Source organism: Sphingobacterium sp. NGMCC 1.201703 (assembly GCF_047784615.1).
Classification (GTDB): Bacteria; Bacteroidota; Bacteroidia; order Sphingobacteriales; family Sphingobacteriaceae; genus Sphingobacterium.
Genome location: NZ_JBLOHD010000002.1, coordinates 133,826 through 151,857, shown reverse-complemented (window position 1 = coordinate 151,857; position 18,032 = coordinate 133,826). Strand labels below are relative to the sequence as shown.

The window sequence follows — 18,032 nt, the reverse complement described above, 5'->3', positions numbered from 1 at the left end:
TTTATTAACCATTATCATGAACAAGTTAAGATTAAAACTGATCTTATTGGGGGTTGGAATCTCTACGTTCCAATTTGTCCAAGCACAGCAGAAGTCCCTGACTTTGTCTGTTAACAACAAAAGCATGCAGACTATTCTGGATGAAATTGAAAAGAAATCTGGCTTTCGGTTTTTTTACAACAATAACCAGATTGACACAAAACGCAGTTTTTCGGTCAATGCCAAAGGGGAGGATATCAATGCTGTGCTTGAGCGGCTTTTTAAAGGCACAGAGATTAACTACCGTATTATGGAAGGGAATATCATCCTTTCGGTAAGAGAAAAATCAACGCTGACAAAATCGGAAGGGCAGCAACAATTGATCACAGTCAGCGGGGTTGTACTGGACGAATCACAAAAGCCTTTTTCCGGTGCGACAGTCAGTCAGGGGGAGCGCAAGACAAGTACAGATCAACAGGGGAAATTTACAATCCGTGTACAAGCGGATGAAAATCTGTTCGTCAATGCAGTCGGTTTTGAAAGCGTGGAACTAAGTCCTTCGAATTCGCATACGCTCCGTGTCCAATTGAAAGCAGGAAATAAAGCGTTGGATGAGGTGGTTGTTACTGCTTTGGGGGTGAAACGCGATCAGAAGGCATTGGGGTATGCTGTTCAAAAAGTGGGCGGAGCAGCACTTTCTTCAGCAAAAGGTGTGGATGTGGCAACTTCTTTGACCGGACGTGTGGCGGGTCTGAATATCAAAAACAGCACCGAGTTTAATACCACGCCAACAATTGAACTGCGCGGACGTGCGCCACTGATCGTTATTGATGGGGTGGCTTCGCAATTTGTCAGTCTAAGGGATGTCCCGGCGGATGATATCGAAGATATCAGTGTATTGAAAGGGGCGACAGCCGCAGCTTTATATGGAAGCAGAGGTGGTGGTGGAGCCATCATGATTACGACGAAAAAGAGCAAAGGCAAGGGAATGGACGTGCAGATCAATAGCAGTACAATGTTTAATGCGGGCTACTTGCGGAGACCGGAAGTCCAGACATCTTATAGTACGGGCCAAGGGGGAAAATATCAACCGGGAAGTTATGTTTGGGGAGATAAACTGGATATCGGAAGAACAGCAAAGATTTATAATCCTTATACCTACCAGACAGAAGATACCGAATTGCGGTCTATCGGAAAGGATAATCTAAAGAATTTTCAACAACAGAGCTTTATTACCAATAATAATATCAGCATTTCTCAACGGGGGGAAAATGGTGGTGTTAGGGCTTCATTTACGCATGTTTACAACAAAGGCCAGTATGAAAACAACAAGCTGAACAAGATGACCTATGCCGTATCGGGTGATATGACCGCTGGTAAATTTAAATTTGAGGGCGGACTGAACTATAATAAGCGATACTATCCAAATATGGGAGCCACAGGATATGGTGGTGGTGGGATTCTGTACAACCTAACCGTCTGGTCGGGGACTGAATATGACATCCGGGACTATAAAAACTATTGGGTAACTCCCCATGAAAAGCAGAACTGGATGGATGCTTCCTGGTATGATAACCCCTATTTTATTGCCAACGAGATTGTACATTCCAATGACTACAATATTTTAAATGGTTATCTAAATACGGAGTTTAAAGCAAATGACTGGTTGACGATTAATGCACGTTTAGGGTCAGATATGTATTCACAGCTTGATCAATACCGAAATCCAATTGGTGCTGTTGGGGGCTGGAACAAATTGGGGTATTTCTCCAATACCCGTCAGGGTGGTTACAGTGTCAATGGGGATTTAATGGCTACCGCAAAAAAGCAAATCAATCAATTTGCATTTGAAGCATTTCTTGGAACTGGGTTAAATTATCGAAATAACGACAGCCAAAGCGGAACAACGTCCGGCGGCTTGACAATTCCGGGATTTTACTCTTTGCGGGCTTCAGTAAATCCTGCTACCACGAGTTCAAGTTTAACACGCCGGCAAGAGAACGCAGTATATGGGCGGTTAACGACATCCTGGAGAAATGCGATCTTTGTGGAAGTCACAGGCCGGAATGATTGGACATCTACACTGGATAAAAATAACCGTTCATTTTTCTATCCCTCAATATCTTCTAGTGCAGTATTATCGGATCTAATAAAATTACCTACCGTGTTGAGTTTCTGGAAAGTGAGAGGCTCATGGGTCAGAACAAAAACTCCACCCGAAATCTATGCCATTAATCAGCAATATGCAATTTCCAGTGATGTCTGGCAGGGGCTCGGGACTGCTGCGTATCCAACGGTCTTGAGGAACGCCTCGATTAAGCCGGTCACAATTGATACTTGGGAGCTCGGGACGGGACTTAATTTCTTGAAAAATAGGATACAGCTAGATGTTACCTATTATAATGCTTTAACATTTAATCAGCAACGTAATGCTGCAGTCAGTTCAGCTACCGGTTTTTCGCAGACTCAGATTAACATCAAAGAAGACTTACGTAGAAAAGGGATCGAAATTATGTTGGGCGCGGATGTAATAAGAAATCAGGATTTCAACTGGAATTCCAAAATCAACTGGTCGAGGGATCGGTATACTTATGATCGGGTGGATCCGGATTATTCAACAGATAAACCTTGGGTAAAAGATGGAGCACGATGGAATTGGGTGGCAGTGTATGATTGGGAAAGAGATCAGAACGGCAATATTATCCATTATGGCGGATTACCGAGAGCCAGTGCTTACCAGACCGTTGCTGGGTACAATGAGGCTGATTTTATCTGGGGCTGGTCAAATACTTTTTCCTACAAACAGTTTACATTGAATCTCTCTTTTGATGGACGTGTGGGTGGGATCACACATAGTGTGACCGACCAGGCGATGTGGAATTCTGGTAGTCATCCTGACAGTGATAATGAATATCGCTATGATATGGTAGTCAATGGTAAAAATAATTATGTAGGACAGGGCGTAAAAGTGGTGTCTGGCTCGGTAGACTATGATTCGTATGGTAACATCACAAGAGATGACCGGGTATTTGCGGCCAATGACGTACCTGTTTCTTATGAAAATTATCAAATGCGTATGGCTCCCTATATCGGTAGTCCAAGGTCCCAGTTTATGTTCTCACAGACTTTTGTCAAATTAAGGGATCTGAGTTTAGAGTACCGTTTGCCTGCTACCTGGTCGCAGAAAATTAAAGCAAAAAATACCTCTGTGGGTCTGATAGGCCAGAACCTATGGATGTGGACCAAAGACTTTAAATATTCGGATCCCGACGTAGGTTTGGATAACCTTAATTCGGCATCTATACGCTACATTGGTATGAATCTAAAACTTCAATTTTAATCCGCAGCATCATGAAACAAAAAATAAATAAATTATTTGTGCTTGTATTCGCTGTCAGCACAACTGTACTTGCTTCTTGCAACAATTTCGAAGAGATCAATACGGATCCGAATGGGTCAACTCAGGCATCTCGGCCGTTGCTGGCTACGAATATTATACTTGAACTAACCTCGAGTAAAATGGGGAAACCGTTTTATGGCAATCAACTGCTGTCAAAAAGCCTGGCCTGGGGTGAAAGCGCTGATGGCGATCAATATAATTATTTCGGCCGATCGGAATTTAGCGGCTATAGTACCGTTATCAACGGTAATAAAATGTTGGAATTAACAACGGAGGCATCCCGGCCAGCGTATGAGGGGCTGTATTATTTCTCGAAGGCTTACCAACTATTTTATCTGACGATGCAATTGGGAGATATACCCTATTCGGAGGGATTTCAGGGAGAGACAGGGGTATTGAAACCAAAGTACGATACGCAGAAGGAAGTACTTTTGGCAATTCTAAGTGATCTCGATCAGGCCTATGAATCGTTTAATAAAGGGGTTAAACTGGATGGTGATCCTATTTTTAAAGGAGACCCGGTCAAATGGCGAAAGACTGTTCGGGCATTCCAACTCAAAGTATTGATGCATCTGTCGATGAAGCAGGCCGACAATGATCTCAAAGTAATCAGCCGTTTCCAAAACTATGTGAAATTAGATTTGATGGCTTCGAGTGCAGACAACTTTCAGCGTACCTATGCCAACAACGCTAAGGAATATTATCCGGTTTATTTTACCCGGCTTAACCATAATCCTTATGCAATGTTGAGTTACTTAATCGTCGACAAATTGAAAGAGAGTGCAGATAACAGGTTGTATTATTTTGCCAAACCTGCTAAAAGCGAAACAGATAAGCAGATACCGGCCAACAGTCCGGATGCCTATTTAGGCGTAGACCCATCAGTATCCTTTGATGTGATCAGCAAAAAGTGGTCTTCGGGTCAATTCTCGGGAATTAATGCGCGTTATACGCAATTGCCCAGCGGAGAGCCTGTTGTTAAGCTCGGTTATGCCGAACAGCAATTTATCTTAGCTGAAGCCGCATTGCGTGGCTGGATTTCGGGTTCGGCCAATAGCTATTATAATGAGGGTATTCGTGCGAGCATGGCCTTTGTAGCCGATAATACGCCGGATATAGCCGACTATCACCATAATAAGAAGATTGATGCAGCCAATATCCAAGCTGTGCAAAATCATCCGTCAAACCTTTTGACTGGAAATTTTGAAACTGATTTGGAAAAAATTATATATCAGAAATACTTATTGTCTTTTATGCAACGTGAGTGGGAGTCGTATTATGACTACCGTCGCACAGGATATCCTAAATTTCCGATTAATCCAAATACAAATCAGAATATCACGAACACGAAAATGCCGATGCGCTGGATGTATCCAAACTCGGAATTTGATACCAATCGGGAGCATGTAGATGCGGCTATACAACGTCAGTGGGGTAGTGTGGACAATGTCGACAAACTCATATGGTTGTTACAAAAATAAAATAGGACTTGTACCAAAGTCTTTAGATATTTGAACAGGATACCTGTTTTAGTCCGCTGGAGCAGGTATCCTAAATTGATGAGTTAAGACATACCATAAAGATGAAACTAGGAAAATTTATCCTACTGTTGCTACTGTTCAGCATCGTACAGATGCTATCTGCGAAAGGGAAAACGGAACTTAAAGTTCTGCAGATCAATATCTGGCAGGAAGGGACGGTAGTGCCCAATGGTTTTGCGGCTATTGCGGATGAAATCATAGACAAAGATGCAGACATTGTGCTTTTTAGTGAGGTGCGCAATTACAAGGGAACTGATTATATTCAGCGTATATTGACTGCGTTAAAATCCAGAGGTGCAAGCTATTTCGGTAAGTCAAGTGATGAAAAACTGGATGTGGGACTAATCTCAAAATTTCAGGTAGGAGAACAGCGTGCACTTTATGACCTCGAAAGTGGAATGGGAGGCGTGCTGAAGAGCAAAATTAAAGTCGGTAAACGCAATTTTGTCTTTTATTCTTTACACCTGGATTATACCAATTATGCCTGCTATTTACCCCGCGGATATGATGGAGTGACCTGGAAGAAATTGGAGAACCCGATCAACGCGGTCTCGGCTATTGTGGAAGCGAATCGCAAAAGCAAAAGGGATGAAGCGATACGCGATATTATACGCGATGTGGACGGAGAGGAGCAATCCCAGTCCTTTATTATCGCCGGTGATTTTAATGAACCCTCACACCTGGACTGGACAGTAGCGACCAAGGATCTGTTCGACCATCGGGGTGCCGTCGTGCCCTGGGACTGCTCGGTTCTGCTGGAAAAGGCGGGATTTATCGATAGTTTTCGTATGATGTATCCCGACCCCGTAAGCCATCCTGGTTTTACTTATCCTGCATTCAATAAGGATGTACCTATTGATAAGCTGGCCTGGGCGCCGACAGCAGATGATCGGGACAGAATAGACTATGTCTATTATCGCAGCAAGCAACCGCTAAAAGTGAAGGCGACAAAGATTGTAGGTCCTGTGGAAACAGTAAAATATGCCAAAAAACAGGACAGAGATAGCAAAGATGAATTTCTGCTTCCAAAGGGAGTATGGCCTACAGATCACAAGGCCCTGCTGGTGACCTTTGGCTTTTAGCCGATAAAAGCAGGGAACACCTTGTTTAAACGGAAAAGTGATTATAAGATAAGGCGAATATCGCATAACCTTGGCGGCACAGACTGGTTTTAGCTTACCGTCTGTGCTTCTTTTTTTGCGGGTTGATTTCTTGTGGGAAATGACGGTAAGCCAACGCTAAAAATCGAACCTTTATGGGGTATACTCTGGATATCGACTATACCTTTGTTGCGTTCGATCAGGTCTTTACAGAGGACAAGCCCCAGGCCCGATCCGGGTTCTGCTTCTGTGCCGAATGATTTGTGCTGAGCCACATTAAATAACATCGCGGATTTAGAGGGATTGATCCCAACCCCCTCGTCCTGGATATGGATGTGGGTATGGCTTCCCTTCGTACTGCAATAGATACTTATCTTTCCGGCAACATAGCTAAATTTGATGGCGTTGCTGATCAGGTTGCGGAAGATAATGGCGGTGTGATCCCTGTTGGCAAAAATCTCTGTGCTTTCGGGGATGTCAATCTCGATCCTGAGTTGTTTGGCCTGGATCTGGTCGGCAAACAGGCTTATGATTTCCTGTATCAGTGGTTTGACCATGACCAATACTGCTGGGTTCGTAATGCCACGCATGCTGCTGGTACCCCAGTGTAAAAAATCGTCCAATGCCTGGTTTTGAAGAACGATCTGCTGATAAAGTTGTTGGATATATTCCCTGGATATCGTATTGTCGAGGACCTGGTCACGGAGCATCAGCACCAATGCTTCCAGACTGGCCAAGGGGCTTTTGATATCATGGGCGACGATAGAGAATATTTTTTCCTTATCGCGGTTCATGGATTCCAATTTACGTCGCTGTTCCTCGATTTTCTCCATATTGTTGTAAATAATCTGTAAGAAAGAATTGACAGCGATAACAATGAAGGCAAGTGCATTGCTGATATTGAAGATCAGTCTCAGCCGTGGTACGCGATGGGACAGGGGAATAAGCGGGGGCAGGAAATAGAGCAGTGCGATGGAGCAGGCAGTAGCAAGACAGAAAACAATATGGATGCGGCGATCGTCATAAAGTAACATCGAAGCAATCAGCGCACACAAGAGAAAGTACTCACCCCCGTTTTTAAATAACATGGCTCCTAGAAAAAAAAAGATAAAATTGCTGATCAATAACATGGCCTTTGCAAAATTATGTTTGCCATCATACTGTAGGAAAAGAACCGTAATAGAACAGATCGCGTTAGATAAGTTGATCGCCGATAAGAGGTAACGTTTGTCCATGATATTAAGGACAAAAAAGCAAAGCGTGGGCAATAAACAAAGTATGGCAATCAGATTGACCATCTGTATCCTTTTGAGATTGACATAGGAAATATCCGGATGCGTACCGATATTTGTAAGTATGTTCCAATATCTTCGGATATACTTCATAATTTTATTTAATCTGCTAGTGAATATTAATCCGCTAAATTAACATAAATAAGGTGTTGTCGCGTGATACAGATAAAAAAATGTTCGCTATACTTTAATTGGCAGTAGACTGGGGGCTGTCCCTGCTTATTTATTGGTCTGCAACTGATTTAAAACCTGAGTTGAAAGGTCTTAAATCAGTTGCTGGATTGATGGAAATTAGCTATTTTCTGTATGTAACCAGACTACTTTTTGCTCTGCTTCATGTTGCTGACCAATAATGTTGCGGTAGAGTTCTGGTCGTCGGGCGCTGATATAACGATACCCACCAGCCTGTATCAGTTTTTCGGGTGTGACTGTGGCTATGACAAAACTATCGTCAAATGTATGGCATTCTGCGAGAATATCCCCGAAAGGATCTAAGATCATTGAACAACCATTTTTTAACTGATCGTCATCTATTCCGATGGGGTTTGAAAACACGGTGTAAACTGCGTTGTCATAGGCCCTGGCTGGCAACCATTTCATTAACCAACTGCGTCCTTTCATTCCATCAAACTCCAATCGCAAGGAGGTTGGATCCTGTTCACGGTTGTGCCAGAGCTGAGGATCCACAAAGCCCGCTCCAGGTCTAGATGAAGGAGTACACATGGTAACATGTGGCATAAAGATAATGTCGGCTCCCAATAATTTTGTTGCGCGTACATTCTCAATGACATTATTGTCGTAGCAGATCAAAATGCCGCATTTCCATCCTTTGATCTCAAATACCGTATAAGCTTGACCTGGAGTCAGATAGGGGTTTATAAAAGGATGTAATTTGCGATGTTTGGCGACTAACCCATCTTTGTCGACACAGATATAAGGCTTATATAAATTGTCGTTTTCATCTTTTTCAAATAAACCGGCAAGAATGGTAATATTGTATTTGGTTGCTATCTCGATCAACTTCTGGGTGCTGTTTCCTTTGGGAACGAGTTCGGCAATATCGAGCATTTGCTGTTTATCTAAATTTCTTGCGAAAGTATAACCAGTAATGGAACATTCGTGAAAAGCAATCACATCAGCACCTTGGGCTGCGGCCTGTTGCGCAAGGGTCTCTATGATTGTCAGATTATAGGCTTTATCCGCACTTTTATGCTCAAATTGTGCTGTGGCAATTTTTAATTTGTCCATATTTCTTTCTTTGATCTATAGACAAATCTACTCGTAAGTTGTTAAGATAAATTGTACAAATCCGACAAGCGATCAGGCAAGGCTTGGAACTCCATAAAATTGATTGCCAGTCTGCATGTATTGTTCAAATATATGGATGGCGTAAAACCAGTATATTTTTTAAATGTTCTGATGAGATGAGATTGATCAAAATACCCGCTTTCGTAGGAGATCGTCGTCAGTGTTGTACCATCAGGTTTATTGCGAAGTAGCTTCAAAAAGAAATGGAGTTGGACAATGCTTCCGAATTTTTTTGGACTCATACCGACCTGTTCGGCAAATATCCGTTCCATCTGCCGCTCATTATGACCACTAAGTTTGAGTAATTCTTCCACAGAGAGGAGCCCTTTGTGGTCGGTAATATATTTTAATACGTTAGAAAAGGAGGTCTGACCTAGCGATTTGTGTCGAGTGTCGAGTGTATAAAAGAAGGTGTTTAATGCATTTAATTTGGCTGTTGGATGCTTGCAGCACATAAGCTGATCGTAAAGCCGGTCTGCTGACTGTCCAAAGATATCCTTTAAGCCAATGATTTGATCTTTTAGCTCATGTGCCGGTATACCCAGCAATTTGTAGATACCATCGGGTTGAAATACAACAATAATAAAGGAAATGCGTTCGATCAGACAGAGATCTTTAAAATGACTGATCTGACCATACAAAAATGAGTGGGGAAGATGATCGCTTCGGTTGATGGATAATTGGCCTTCATTCAAAAGAAATACCATTCCTGTATTGCCGTCCGAGAATAAGCGTAGCGTTTTTTGCGGATCAGCAGCGCTTTCCAAAAAGAGGTAGTGCTTGATGTAAGGCAATAATTCTTTTGGCGGGAGTATCTGCATGGCCTAATCCTTGAGTTGATGTATACCAAATGTACGTATTTCCTCTTGTATGAAAAATTAAAAATGATTTGATATTTCGCGTTATCTGTCGTCTCAATTGAGGTTTCTGACCGCTCGCTTTACGATGTATATGGTTTCTTTACTTTTACTTTCTGTTTCCCATCTGGTAAATAATTCTTTAACAAATAGCGGACAGGTTTTGGCGGTGTCATCCAGCCAGTTAGCCACGCTGTTTTGTACATACCGGGATAGGTCACACTTTAAGGCTTCTAATACGGGTAATGCAATGGCGGGATTTTGTTTCAACGCATCAATATGTGCACACCATACATCTCTGGACCGTATAGCTTCTGAAGCAAAGCGCCTAATGACGGAATACTTCGCAAGGAAGTCTTTAAAGAGCTGCCCCCGCTAGTAGAATATATACTGAAATTACTAGGTAAAAGTCTGGTAGAGGTGCTCTGGAAATTAAACGACGGGGGTGAATCGCTTTTAGTTGTTTTATTCCTTCTTGGATTGGCGGGATTTAATTTCCTGGTTGATCTGTGCGTAATTCACATAGATGGGTATAAAAAGGCAAAATAATGAAGCTGGAATACCCGAAAGCGCATATTTTTTGGTTTTAAATGCTAGATAAACCAACAGTACTATGGCTACGCACATTACGATGCCAAAAGATAGCATAACTGCTGTAGATTTTTTTTTCTTTTTGTTTAACTCGTCGATGGTTAAATCGGATAATGCTTTATTTGCTGGCATGTCTTAATGGGTTAGGATGTATTAAAAAGGTTATATAATTGTTCTGTTCGGTACAAATTTAAATAAATTTTTGACCCTGTCAAGTTCTTTTTGGAAGCCGATTGTGATATATTTATAGGGATAGGTTTGCAAAATAGATTTGTTCTTGATGAAAATTTAGGGGTAGAAATGAATGAAAGCGAAAAAATCAAAAACGATCAAACGCTTAGGCCATTTTGTTGTTCTTTTAACTAAAGTAGATTTGGATGTGCTGAATTGCTGTTAAGCATTCACCGGGACAGCAATCAAATTAGGAAATCGTATAAATAACCATTAGAACGCAAAAAGATGAAATCAGCAAAATACATTGTGCTCAGTTTTCTGGAAAGTCTGAACAAAGAAGATTTTACGGCTGCATATGAATTACTGGATAAGGACATGGTCTTTGAAGGGGTACTGGGAAGCAGACATACTGCAGACCATTATATTGCAGATATGAAGAAGATGAAGTTAAAATATAATATTAAAGAGGTGATGACAAACGGCAATCACGTCGCCATCTTCTATCATATCAATATGGGCGGGAAGGAAATATTTAGTGCAGGCTGGTATCAGGTGGAAAACGAACTGATCCTGAAGATAAAGGTAGTCTTTGATCCACGGCCATTGATAGCCGATAAACCATAGCCCAGGGGGCTGTCGTTCTGGGCTTTATTAGTAGCTACTCGGCCCTCTGTCTGAGATCTTCGGCAGCGCCGGTTTTACGTGACTGTCCGGATTTGCTGGATCCAAAATTATAGCTATAAGATAAGGTCAGGATGCGGGGTTCTCTTCTGCTCTTGAAACTTTCCTCGTAATTATTGTAGGCAGTCAACCCCTTTCTATTATTGCTGTTGAAGGCATCGGTAAGGGCAAGTTTCAGGCTGTTCTTTTCCTTAAATTTCTTCTGCAACCCGATATTGAGATTCCAGTAAGGGGAGATACGGACAAAGGCATAAACCTCTGTTGCTTTATAACTGGCTGCCAGTTCAGCGACGAAATTTTTACCCAATTTAAGGGTATGGATGCTATTGATATCGAGGGTAAAATTACCGATATTGTTAATCTGCGTTCCCGAAACATTGCCTGTATAGGAACCATAATAGAAGTTGGCGTTGTTGTTTATATCCCACCAATTGGTTGGCTTGAGCGGCAGGATCAGATTAAGCGAATAATAGGCGGCTGATTTCAGGTTTTCTTCGGTCTGAACGGTGATATTTTCTCCATTTTCGAGAATGGGCTTGATGACAGTGGTGATGTTGTCACTTATTTTGCTATAACTCAAGGTGGCTATGTATTTACCTTTGAAACTATAGGTCAACTCGTAGTTTTGTGATGTCTGCGCATTTAGATCAGGATTGCCAACGCGGTATGTCGTCGCATTGATATAATATTTAAAAGGATTGAGCTGTTGGTAATTGGGGCGGTTGATACGACGGCTGAGGTTAACTTCGAGATTATGATCAGCGGTGAAATCATAGGAAAAAACGACACTCGGAAATAGCTGCGTGTACTTCCGCTTATTAATTTGGTCGGTGGTTAGCTGTGTTCCGGTAACATTGGTGTTTTCTATACGCAAGCCGAGTACAGTTTTCAGCTTATCCCATTTTTTTGAAACATTTCCATAAGCGGCATGGATGTACTCCTGGTAGATATAATGGTTGGACTTATTGCTGTCAGGTACTGCCGGTGATGTACTATGGTCATAGAACTTAATATCGTTATCTGACTTAACATAACTCGTTTTAAAGCCGATCTCCAGTTTAAGGCTTCTAGGAAGGATCTTGATCCAGTCGCTCTTTAATGCAAAGATATTCAAATCACCGTCAGTCTTGCCCTTTAAGATATAGGGTATACCGATAGGGCCACCGTTATTGTCGCTGGTTCTGGTATCAAAACTTTGATTTGAGGCGCTGGTATAGCGAATAAAGTCGAAATCGGTGCTCAGTTCAGAACCAAGGGTATCCATAAGGTATTTATGGTTGAGGTTTGCGGAGATGTTTTTTGTGGTATTGACCGTCTCACTTAGTGTAGCGGTATGGTTGATCGCCTGCTGGTCAGGGCCCATCAGCGTTGTCTTGCTATCTCCAAGCGGTTTAAACACATTACTTGCGAAGCTGACAGCGGCACCGACCAGGTTTTTGTCCGTCAGGTTGTAATCGAAGCCAATTTTACCGTTGTGGTTGCGGGAGCTGAACTTAAAGAAGTTATCCTGAATGAAAGTTTTCTCCAAATGATCGTCCTTATAAAATCTTCGATCGAGCATAAGCTCATTATATGTCTTGCGGTAAGCAAAATCATAGTTCGCAAAGACGTTGAGCTTATCGTTGCGATGATTGATATTAAAACTGTTGTTATTTTTTAGGTATCTCGCGGCACCTACTGCGGTTGAGAAACTGCCATTGGTGCCTTTATTTGTTCCTTTTTTCAGTTTTATATTGATAATGGCGGTTCCGGCAGCATCGTATTTTGCAGAGGGATTGGTGATGAGTTCAATTTTATCGATGGCAGAGGCGGGGAGCCCGCGCAGGTAATTGGCGAGCTCCTCACCGGTAAGTGCTGAGTTTTTTCCATCAATCTGGACAAGAATATTGCTTTTTCCCCGCAGAATAATGTTGTTATTCCCGTCTACGGTAACACCGGGCGCTTTTTCGAGTACTTCCAACGCTGATCCGCCCGTATTTTGAAGGCTACTTTCCACATTTAAGATCAGTTTGCCATCATGTCGTTCAATATAGGGGCGTGACCTGTTGATCACGACGGTTTCCAGCCGTTGTTCGTTGATCCGAATTTCTGGCAAGGAGATATCCTGCTGCGTTACCAGGATCACCTCGGAATTGTAGAGATCTGCTTGCCCGCGACGCACTTTGATATAATAGGCTCCTTGGGGAACTTCGTCAAAATGGAATTCACCCTGCTGATTGAGGAATTCGGTCTTGACGAGTCGGCTCTCCGTATTGAATAAGTGGATTTCCAGACTGGAAATTTCTGTGCCCGCTATTTTCCCTGATAATGTAAATTCATTTTTCGGAGCCTGTTGGGCAAAGAGTCCGGTTGCCGATAAACACAACAATAGGTTTATGAAAGTGATCAAAATTGATCTCTTTGTCGAATGGCTAAGCATGATCGTGCAGGGGTTCCGTTGAGTTTGCATTTTTAGTTTTATATCCATCGCGTATGTTTGCACTGTTAGGTCTATGTCGCAGGAGCTGACCATATGTTGCATATTAATTGGATACATGTGGAAATAGCCGGATAGCGTCTTCGTAGCAGAGAATTATGATTCGTTGGGATTAACTTAAGATTCGTCTAACGACAACCAAAAATAACTTTATATCTTTGAGTCAACTTGCTTTATCTGTGATTAAGCTTATCTAAGCCCGTATTGGAAAGAAAATAATGACTTTTAAGCGGGTATCAATGTCCGAAGATATTGATGAGTTATACGAGCAAAAGCATTAGGGAATGAAACAGTGTGCGTATGCTCAAAGTAGCATGGCTTATAGCAGTGGGGAATGATTATGGACAATGAAATCAATAGTAGTATAGATCGAAATCATGGGAGGTACGGTTTTATGATAAAGAAAAGCATTGTTATTGTGCTGGCTGTGATGACCATTATAATCTGTGGATGGCTCATCCTTGGTCTGACGAGCTCTTTGGACATTCCGTCCAATAAGAATGATCAGTTTGCAAGTGAGCAAAAGTGGCAGGTAGATCAACGGAGTGATATTGATTCCTGCGAAAAACAAATAATCAAAAATCAGATAGACCTGAAACGTATCAATGAAAGGCAGATTTCGGAGCAGGCTTTTCAAGCACAACTATTCGCGCTTTTGATCATTGTATTTCAATTGATATTGATTGTTTTGGTAGTATTGATACGCCAGATGCCCCACTCTTTACAAAAGACGCCCTAGTATGAAATTATTGAAAATTATATTTGCGCTGGTGATCCTATTGGCTTGTATTTTTTGCCTTATTTCATTCTTGAAGCCCATACCTTATTCCAACAGCTGCGGTGAGGATAATCTCTATCGATACCGCATGGGAATCTATCAGATAGATACAAATATTATTCAAGAAAAGGAACTTAAGAAACTTGGTGGGTTATTGTGCTTTGCTGGAATAAAGTATATTCGGTGCCCTTATGAGATGGCGATACAGCGGGATAAAATGCTTGCACAAGCTATTGATAGCACCAATAAGAGCTTAAAATGGAGGTTTTTGAAAAATGATCTATGGATTAATAAAAATGGAGATATAGGATTGAAGGAAAAGATCGCTATTGGAAATGAAGGTGTTACTTTTGTTGATAGTTATCTTACAAGAATGGGCTTTAATACCGAGGAACCATTGAATGCAATCATTGATACCAGTACATTTCAAAAGCTGAACAGTGCATTCTATAAAGATAAAAAACATATTTATCGCTATTATGCAATGGCCTATGGTGGAAGTTTTTCTACTTTTGAAGAAGCTGATCATGCAACTTTTGTAGCACTTGGTGATTGCTACGCGAAAGATAAAAGGTATATCTACGAAAATCGCCGAGGTATTTTAGATCATGTAGACTATAAGACCTTTAAAGTCAAAAATACGGTGGTCGGTTGTTTTGCTAAAGATAAAAATGGTTATTTGTCTTGGGATGATCGGATTACCGGGGCGGACCTAGCGGATGAATATGTAAAACGGGCGATCAGCGAATTGGATAAATAAAGCAGCGACTTCTGATTTTAACGGTTCAAAATCCGGCAACAAGCTGATGATCTACTATCAAGTATTTGCTACCTGATGATTAGTACAGCTTTGCCTAAGGTGAAATTTTATTACCGCTTACGATGTGATCCCTGTATTTTGTTCCCCAATCTCCAATGGCATCAATGATATGCTGAAGGCTTTGGCCAAATTCTGTAATTTCATAATCCACAGTAACGGGCATCGTATTGTTTTGGGTCCGTTTAATAAGTTGATTCATTTCCAGATCCTTCAATTCTTTGGATAATGTTTTAGAAGCCACGCCACGCCATCAACTTGCCGTTTTAGATCCATGAAGCGCATTTTCCCCGTGTAATACAGATGGCTGATGATAATAGCTTTCCATTTGCCATTTAATAATGACATTGCATCCCGCACCCCTCGAAGGTGAATCAGGCAGGATTCATCTAATTCGATCTTTTCTTTTTTCATCTGGAATTATTATACTGCAAATGTAAAAAAGTTATAGCATATAAGCACCTTGGTTACCTTTTGGTAACTGATTACTAAAAGTTAACAGGTATGTTTTTGATCCCTGATATCTTTTAATTTTGCAATCAAATTTTAAAATTATGTCACTAAAAGAAGCACTTAACTGGAGGTCAGCAACAAAAAGCTTTAATGGGAAAAGCATTGAAGACGACAAGCTCCAGCAAATACTGGAAGCTATCCGCTTAGCTCCCTCAAGTTCAGGATTGCAGCCGTTTAAAGTTTTTGTTATTTCCAACAGGGAACTAAGGGAGAAATTAACACCTATTGCATGGGGGCAACAACAAATTCTTCAGGCCTCACATATTCTGGTCTTCGCAGCGTGGGATCAGATGTCGAAGGAGCGCGTAGATGCTTTCTTTGAATTTAGTAATCTGGTTAGAAGTCTGCCTTCCAGTGCAACAGATGATTATCGTTTGAACCTTCTAAGTTTACTCGATAATAAAAGTGAAGACCAGCACTTTAACAATGCTTCCATGCAAACTTATATTGCGTTGGGATTTGGCTTGCTTGCTGCTGCTGACCTGAAGATTGACGCAACACCTATGGAAGGATTTGACAAGGAAGCCTTGAATGAGCTACTGAGCTTAAAGGAACAGGGCCTTAAAAGCACAGTGATGATGGCAATAGGGTATAGGGACCATGAAAATGACTGGTGGAGTAAGATGGACCGGGTACGAAGACCAAAGGAAGAATTATTTGTAGAACTGAAATAATGATTTTAAAAAAGGTATTTCATAAAAAAGGAAGCTTTAAGGCTTCCTTTTTTATTTTAGAACTTATAGAAAAGCAAATCTTAACAGACCCCACTGGAAGGGGCTCGTAACAGAAAACTAAAAGAGTTTTTGTGATACAGCCGTAGGTCGCGGTAAGTTTTGGAAGTGGAAATTTCCTGCAAATGATTGTGATAGAATTCCTCATCATACATTAAGGCTATAAGGTGCCATTTCAGCCGCTCGTTGTCCTGCTCCTGCGAGTATCCCGGGATCGTTACCAGATGATCAATTTCTATTAACAGTAAATTGACGAAATCACCGGCCTCAGCAGCAAGTTTTATTTCCTGGATATATTTGTTATCGCTGTCAGGGATAGTGGAAGTAGACGTTCATTTTCCCACGATTACTATTACAAAAATGGCAAAGATGCCATTCATCCCAGATCAGGATATTCGCATAGTGAAGAGAAGCGATATGAAGCTCATTCAAAACCAATATATTTCTGATTATATGTTTTGTGGCGGGTATCTGTTTAATAAGTTAATTATATATAATTTACTGTTAGTTTATTTTTAATGAGGTAAAATAATATTTATATGCAAGTAATAATATTCTGAGTGTTTTTTATTGACCTAAACGACTGTTTGTTGACTACACATTTGTGTAGATTTTACAATAATTGTGTTCGGACATCATTTTTATAAATATATTCGATATATACATATATAAATATTAATTATGAAAAAAAGTATTTTAAAGATGATGCTACTAGGTGGTGTTATCTTTGGGGCGAGCCAAGTTAAAGCATCAACTATTGCAGAAGAAGCTCCAATTGTGCAATCAGAAGCGATGGTTGAGCAAGAAGGACCTATCCAATGCTTGGTAGAAGTTGCAATTCGGGGTGAACAGATGGAAGGTCATTATCCGTCTGATGTTCTGGACCGTATCTTAGAAATGGAAATGGAAAAATGTTTAAATGGTACCCATTCTTCATTATAGAAGATCATAGTATAAAAATGTTATCTATGTTGGGTATTTAAATGTAAGATATGGTTGGGAATACCCAACCATATTCAAAATTTTAAAAATGAAACTAAATAAAATATTTCTTCTTTTTATATTTATCTTCATAATGAGGGGTAAATCCAATGGACAAGAAATTGCGGGTTATGCTCATTATGCTGTATTAAGGAGCACTGATAGTATTAATAATGGCCCTGAAGGCCTTTGGGTGTTAAACGCATACCCTTTTGTTCCTAAGGTGGCTGCTATGATGCGTTTTAAGCTAGAATTTACAACTACCAATTCAATGTTTAATAGGGTAAAAACCAAGGAACTTGAAAAAGTTTCGAATGAAGATATTAAAACAACCGAAACATTGATCGGTTATAAAGATACGAGCTGGCATGATGCATCGTATTTTTATAGTTTTGATAGAGATCTTAGGAAAGGACCAGACAAAAAAGGCCTTATATTGAAGACACGTAATAATTTTGACTGGAAAATCAGCGACGAGACGAAAAAAATAGGTGAGTTTACCTGTTACAAAGCAAATGGAGATAAAGTAATAAGCTATAGAGAAGGCGGCGAATACAAGATTAGAAAAACACCTGTTATTGCTTGGTTTTGTCCTGAAATTCCTGTGCCCTTTGGCCCTGTATTTGCACGTGATCTTCCGGGATTAATCTTTGAGTTTCAATATGATGGGATTGTCTACGGACTAACTGATATTAGCTTAACATCAAAGGCCGAAATTGCACCATTGCCAGATAAAGAAATTCTGACAAAAGAACAATGGCGGGAAAGATTATATAAATTGGCCAAAGAACTCAATATTCCCTATCAATAGCT

17 protein-coding genes are annotated in these 18,032 nt (G+C 40.9%); 10 read left to right on the top strand and 7 right to left on the bottom strand.

The genetic code is table 11. From position 1 onward, the window contains the following. The first annotated feature begins 16 nt into the window (after positions 1 to 16). The 3 genes from ACK8HY_RS05940 (at position 17) to ACK8HY_RS05930 (ending at position 6,002) form a co-directional block, all read left to right on the top strand. Positions 17 to 3,319, top strand: coding sequence for a SusC/RagA family TonB-linked outer membrane protein (locus ACK8HY_RS05940; protein WP_416133060.1), 3,303 nt, complete (start codon positions 17 to 19; stop codon positions 3,317 to 3,319). Between the two features lie 11 nt (positions 3,320 to 3,330). Further along, positions 3,331 to 4,860, top strand: a complete 1,530-nt coding sequence (locus tag ACK8HY_RS05935; RefSeq protein WP_416133059.1) for a SusD/RagB family nutrient-binding outer membrane lipoprotein — start codon at positions 3,331 to 3,333, stop codon at positions 4,858 to 4,860. Positions 4,861 to 4,961: 101 nt separating this feature from the next. After that, positions 4,962 to 6,002, top strand: a complete 1,041-nt coding sequence (locus ACK8HY_RS05930) for an endonuclease/exonuclease/phosphatase family protein (protein WP_416133058.1) — start codon at positions 4,962 to 4,964, stop codon at positions 6,000 to 6,002. A gap of 89 nt (positions 6,003 to 6,091) precedes the next feature. Here ACK8HY_RS05930 and ACK8HY_RS05925 read toward each other — a convergent pair whose 3' ends face one another. The 3 genes from ACK8HY_RS05925 to ACK8HY_RS05915 all read right to left on the bottom strand — a co-directional run bounded on the left by ACK8HY_RS05925 (position 6,092) and on the right by ACK8HY_RS05915 (position 9,441). Then, positions 6,092 to 7,405, bottom strand: coding sequence for a sensor histidine kinase (locus ACK8HY_RS05925; RefSeq protein ID WP_416133057.1), 1,314 nt, complete (start codon positions 7,403 to 7,405; stop codon positions 6,092 to 6,094). 198 nt (positions 7,406 to 7,603) lie between these two features. Then, on the bottom strand, positions 7,604 to 8,560 hold the full coding sequence (locus ACK8HY_RS05920; RefSeq protein ID WP_416133056.1) for a nitrilase family protein: 957 nt from the start codon (positions 8,558 to 8,560) through the stop codon (positions 7,604 to 7,606). 41 nt (positions 8,561 to 8,601) lie between these two features. Continuing rightward, positions 8,602 to 9,441: a DUF6597 domain-containing transcriptional factor gene (locus ACK8HY_RS05915; protein ID WP_416133055.1), complete on the bottom strand. Its 840-nt coding sequence runs from the start codon at positions 9,439 to 9,441 to the stop codon at positions 8,602 to 8,604. 375 nt (positions 9,442 to 9,816) lie between these two features. On the opposite strand from ACK8HY_RS05915, the gene ACK8HY_RS05910 reads away from it, so the two are divergent. Beyond that, positions 9,817 to 10,026 (top strand): hypothetical protein, encoded by a 210-nt coding sequence (locus tag ACK8HY_RS05910; protein WP_416133369.1) that lies wholly within the window; start codon positions 9,817 to 9,819, stop codon positions 10,024 to 10,026. Here ACK8HY_RS05910 and ACK8HY_RS05905 read toward each other — a convergent pair. Beyond that, positions 9,943 to 10,200 carry a hypothetical protein gene (locus ACK8HY_RS05905; protein WP_416133054.1) on the bottom strand — a complete coding sequence of 86 codons (258 nt, stop codon included), beginning with the start codon at positions 10,198 to 10,200 and terminating at the stop codon, positions 9,943 to 9,945. The genes ACK8HY_RS05910 and ACK8HY_RS05905 overlap by 84 nt on opposite strands. A 327-nt stretch (positions 10,201 to 10,527) precedes the next feature. Between ACK8HY_RS05905 and ACK8HY_RS05900 the strand changes: the two genes are divergently transcribed. Then, a complete protein-coding gene (locus ACK8HY_RS05900; RefSeq protein ID WP_077432942.1) occupies positions 10,528 to 10,866 on the top strand; it encodes a nuclear transport factor 2 family protein in 339 nt (112 codons plus the stop codon). Positions 10,867 to 10,900: 34 nt separating this feature from the next. Here ACK8HY_RS05900 and ACK8HY_RS05895 read toward each other — a convergent pair whose 3' ends face one another. Next, complete coding sequence (locus tag ACK8HY_RS05895) at positions 10,901 to 13,312, bottom strand: TonB-dependent receptor domain-containing protein (protein ID WP_416133053.1); 2,412 nt, start codon at positions 13,310 to 13,312, stop codon at positions 10,901 to 10,903. 421 nt (positions 13,313 to 13,733) lie between these two features. Here ACK8HY_RS05895 and ACK8HY_RS05890 point away from each other — a divergent pair, with 421 nt between their 5' ends. Both ACK8HY_RS05890 and ACK8HY_RS05885 read left to right on the top strand, forming a co-directional pair. After that, positions 13,734 to 14,138: a hypothetical protein gene (locus ACK8HY_RS05890; protein WP_416133052.1), complete on the top strand. Its 405-nt coding sequence runs from the start codon at positions 13,734 to 13,736 to the stop codon at positions 14,136 to 14,138. A gap of 1 nt (position 14,139) precedes the next feature. Continuing rightward, positions 14,140 to 14,937 carry a hypothetical protein gene (locus ACK8HY_RS05885; RefSeq protein WP_416133051.1) on the top strand — a complete coding sequence of 266 codons (798 nt, stop codon included), beginning with the start codon at positions 14,140 to 14,142 and terminating at the stop codon, positions 14,935 to 14,937. 94 nt (positions 14,938 to 15,031) lie between these two features. Here the strand turns inward: ACK8HY_RS05885 and ACK8HY_RS05880 are convergent, their stop codons facing one another. Beyond that, positions 15,032 to 15,196 carry a winged helix-turn-helix transcriptional regulator gene (locus ACK8HY_RS05880; RefSeq protein WP_416133050.1) on the bottom strand — a complete coding sequence of 55 codons (165 nt, stop codon included), beginning with the start codon at positions 15,194 to 15,196 and terminating at the stop codon, positions 15,032 to 15,034. An 11-nt stretch (positions 15,197 to 15,207) separates the two neighbouring features. Continuing rightward, positions 15,208 to 15,408 carry a winged helix-turn-helix transcriptional regulator gene (locus ACK8HY_RS05875; RefSeq protein ID WP_416133049.1) on the bottom strand — a complete coding sequence of 67 codons (201 nt, stop codon included), beginning with the start codon at positions 15,406 to 15,408 and terminating at the stop codon, positions 15,208 to 15,210. Between the two features lie 140 nt (positions 15,409 to 15,548). Between ACK8HY_RS05875 and ACK8HY_RS05870 the strand changes: the two genes are divergently transcribed. From ACK8HY_RS05870 to ACK8HY_RS05860, 3 genes are all read left to right on the top strand, one after another. Further along, on the top strand, positions 15,549 to 16,181 hold the full coding sequence (locus ACK8HY_RS05870; RefSeq protein WP_416133048.1) for an NAD(P)H-dependent oxidoreductase: 633 nt from the start codon (positions 15,549 to 15,551) through the stop codon (positions 16,179 to 16,181). Between the two features lie 738 nt (positions 16,182 to 16,919). Beyond that, the gene (locus ACK8HY_RS05865) at positions 16,920 to 17,180 is read left to right on the top strand and encodes a hypothetical protein (RefSeq protein ID WP_416133047.1); all 261 of its coding nucleotides are present in this window, start codon (positions 16,920 to 16,922) and stop codon (positions 17,178 to 17,180) included. Between the two features lie 88 nt (positions 17,181 to 17,268). Continuing rightward, the gene (locus ACK8HY_RS05860) at positions 17,269 to 18,030 is read left to right on the top strand and encodes a GLPGLI family protein (protein WP_416133046.1); all 762 of its coding nucleotides are present in this window, start codon (positions 17,269 to 17,271) and stop codon (positions 18,028 to 18,030) included. Positions 18,031 to 18,032: the final 2 nt, after the last annotated feature.

Bases quoted from the DNA above. Each gene is read 5' to 3' on its own strand.
- ACK8HY_RS05930 (WP_416133058.1), top strand. From the start codon at position 4,962: ATGAAACTAGGAAAATTTATCCTACTGTTGCTACTGTTCAGCATCGTA.
- ACK8HY_RS05865 (WP_416133047.1), top strand. From the start codon at position 16,920: ATGAAAAAAAGTATTTTAAAGATGATGCTACTAGGTGGTGTTATCTTT.
- ACK8HY_RS05920 (WP_416133056.1), bottom strand. From the start codon at position 8,560: ATGGACAAATTAAAAATTGCCACAGCACAATTTGAGCATAAAAGTGCG.
- ACK8HY_RS05935 (WP_416133059.1), top strand. From the start codon at position 3,331: ATGAAACAAAAAATAAATAAATTATTTGTGCTTGTATTCGCTGTCAGC.
- ACK8HY_RS05940 (WP_416133060.1), top strand. From the start codon at position 17: ATGAACAAGTTAAGATTAAAACTGATCTTATTGGGGGTTGGAATCTCT.
- ACK8HY_RS05885 (WP_416133051.1), top strand. From the start codon at position 14,140: ATGAAATTATTGAAAATTATATTTGCGCTGGTGATCCTATTGGCTTGT.
- ACK8HY_RS05900 (WP_077432942.1), top strand. From the start codon at position 10,528: ATGAAATCAGCAAAATACATTGTGCTCAGTTTTCTGGAAAGTCTGAAC.
- ACK8HY_RS05890 (WP_416133052.1), top strand. From the start codon at position 13,734: ATGATTATGGACAATGAAATCAATAGTAGTATAGATCGAAATCATGGG.
- ACK8HY_RS05905 (WP_416133054.1), bottom strand. From the start codon at position 10,200: ATGCCAGCAAATAAAGCATTATCCGATTTAACCATCGACGAGTTAAAC.
- ACK8HY_RS05915 (WP_416133055.1), bottom strand. From the start codon at position 9,441: ATGCAGATACTCCCGCCAAAAGAATTATTGCCTTACATCAAGCACTAC.
- ACK8HY_RS05880 (WP_416133050.1), bottom strand. From the start codon at position 15,196: ATGAATCAACTTATTAAACGGACCCAAAACAATACGATGCCCGTTACT.
- ACK8HY_RS05875 (WP_416133049.1), bottom strand. From the start codon at position 15,408: ATGAAAAAAGAAAAGATCGAATTAGATGAATCCTGCCTGATTCACCTT.
- ACK8HY_RS05870 (WP_416133048.1), top strand. From the start codon at position 15,549: ATGTCACTAAAAGAAGCACTTAACTGGAGGTCAGCAACAAAAAGCTTT.
- ACK8HY_RS05860 (WP_416133046.1), top strand. From the start codon at position 17,269: ATGAAACTAAATAAAATATTTCTTCTTTTTATATTTATCTTCATAATG.
- ACK8HY_RS05925 (WP_416133057.1), bottom strand. From the start codon at position 7,405: ATGAAGTATATCCGAAGATATTGGAACATACTTACAAATATCGGTACG.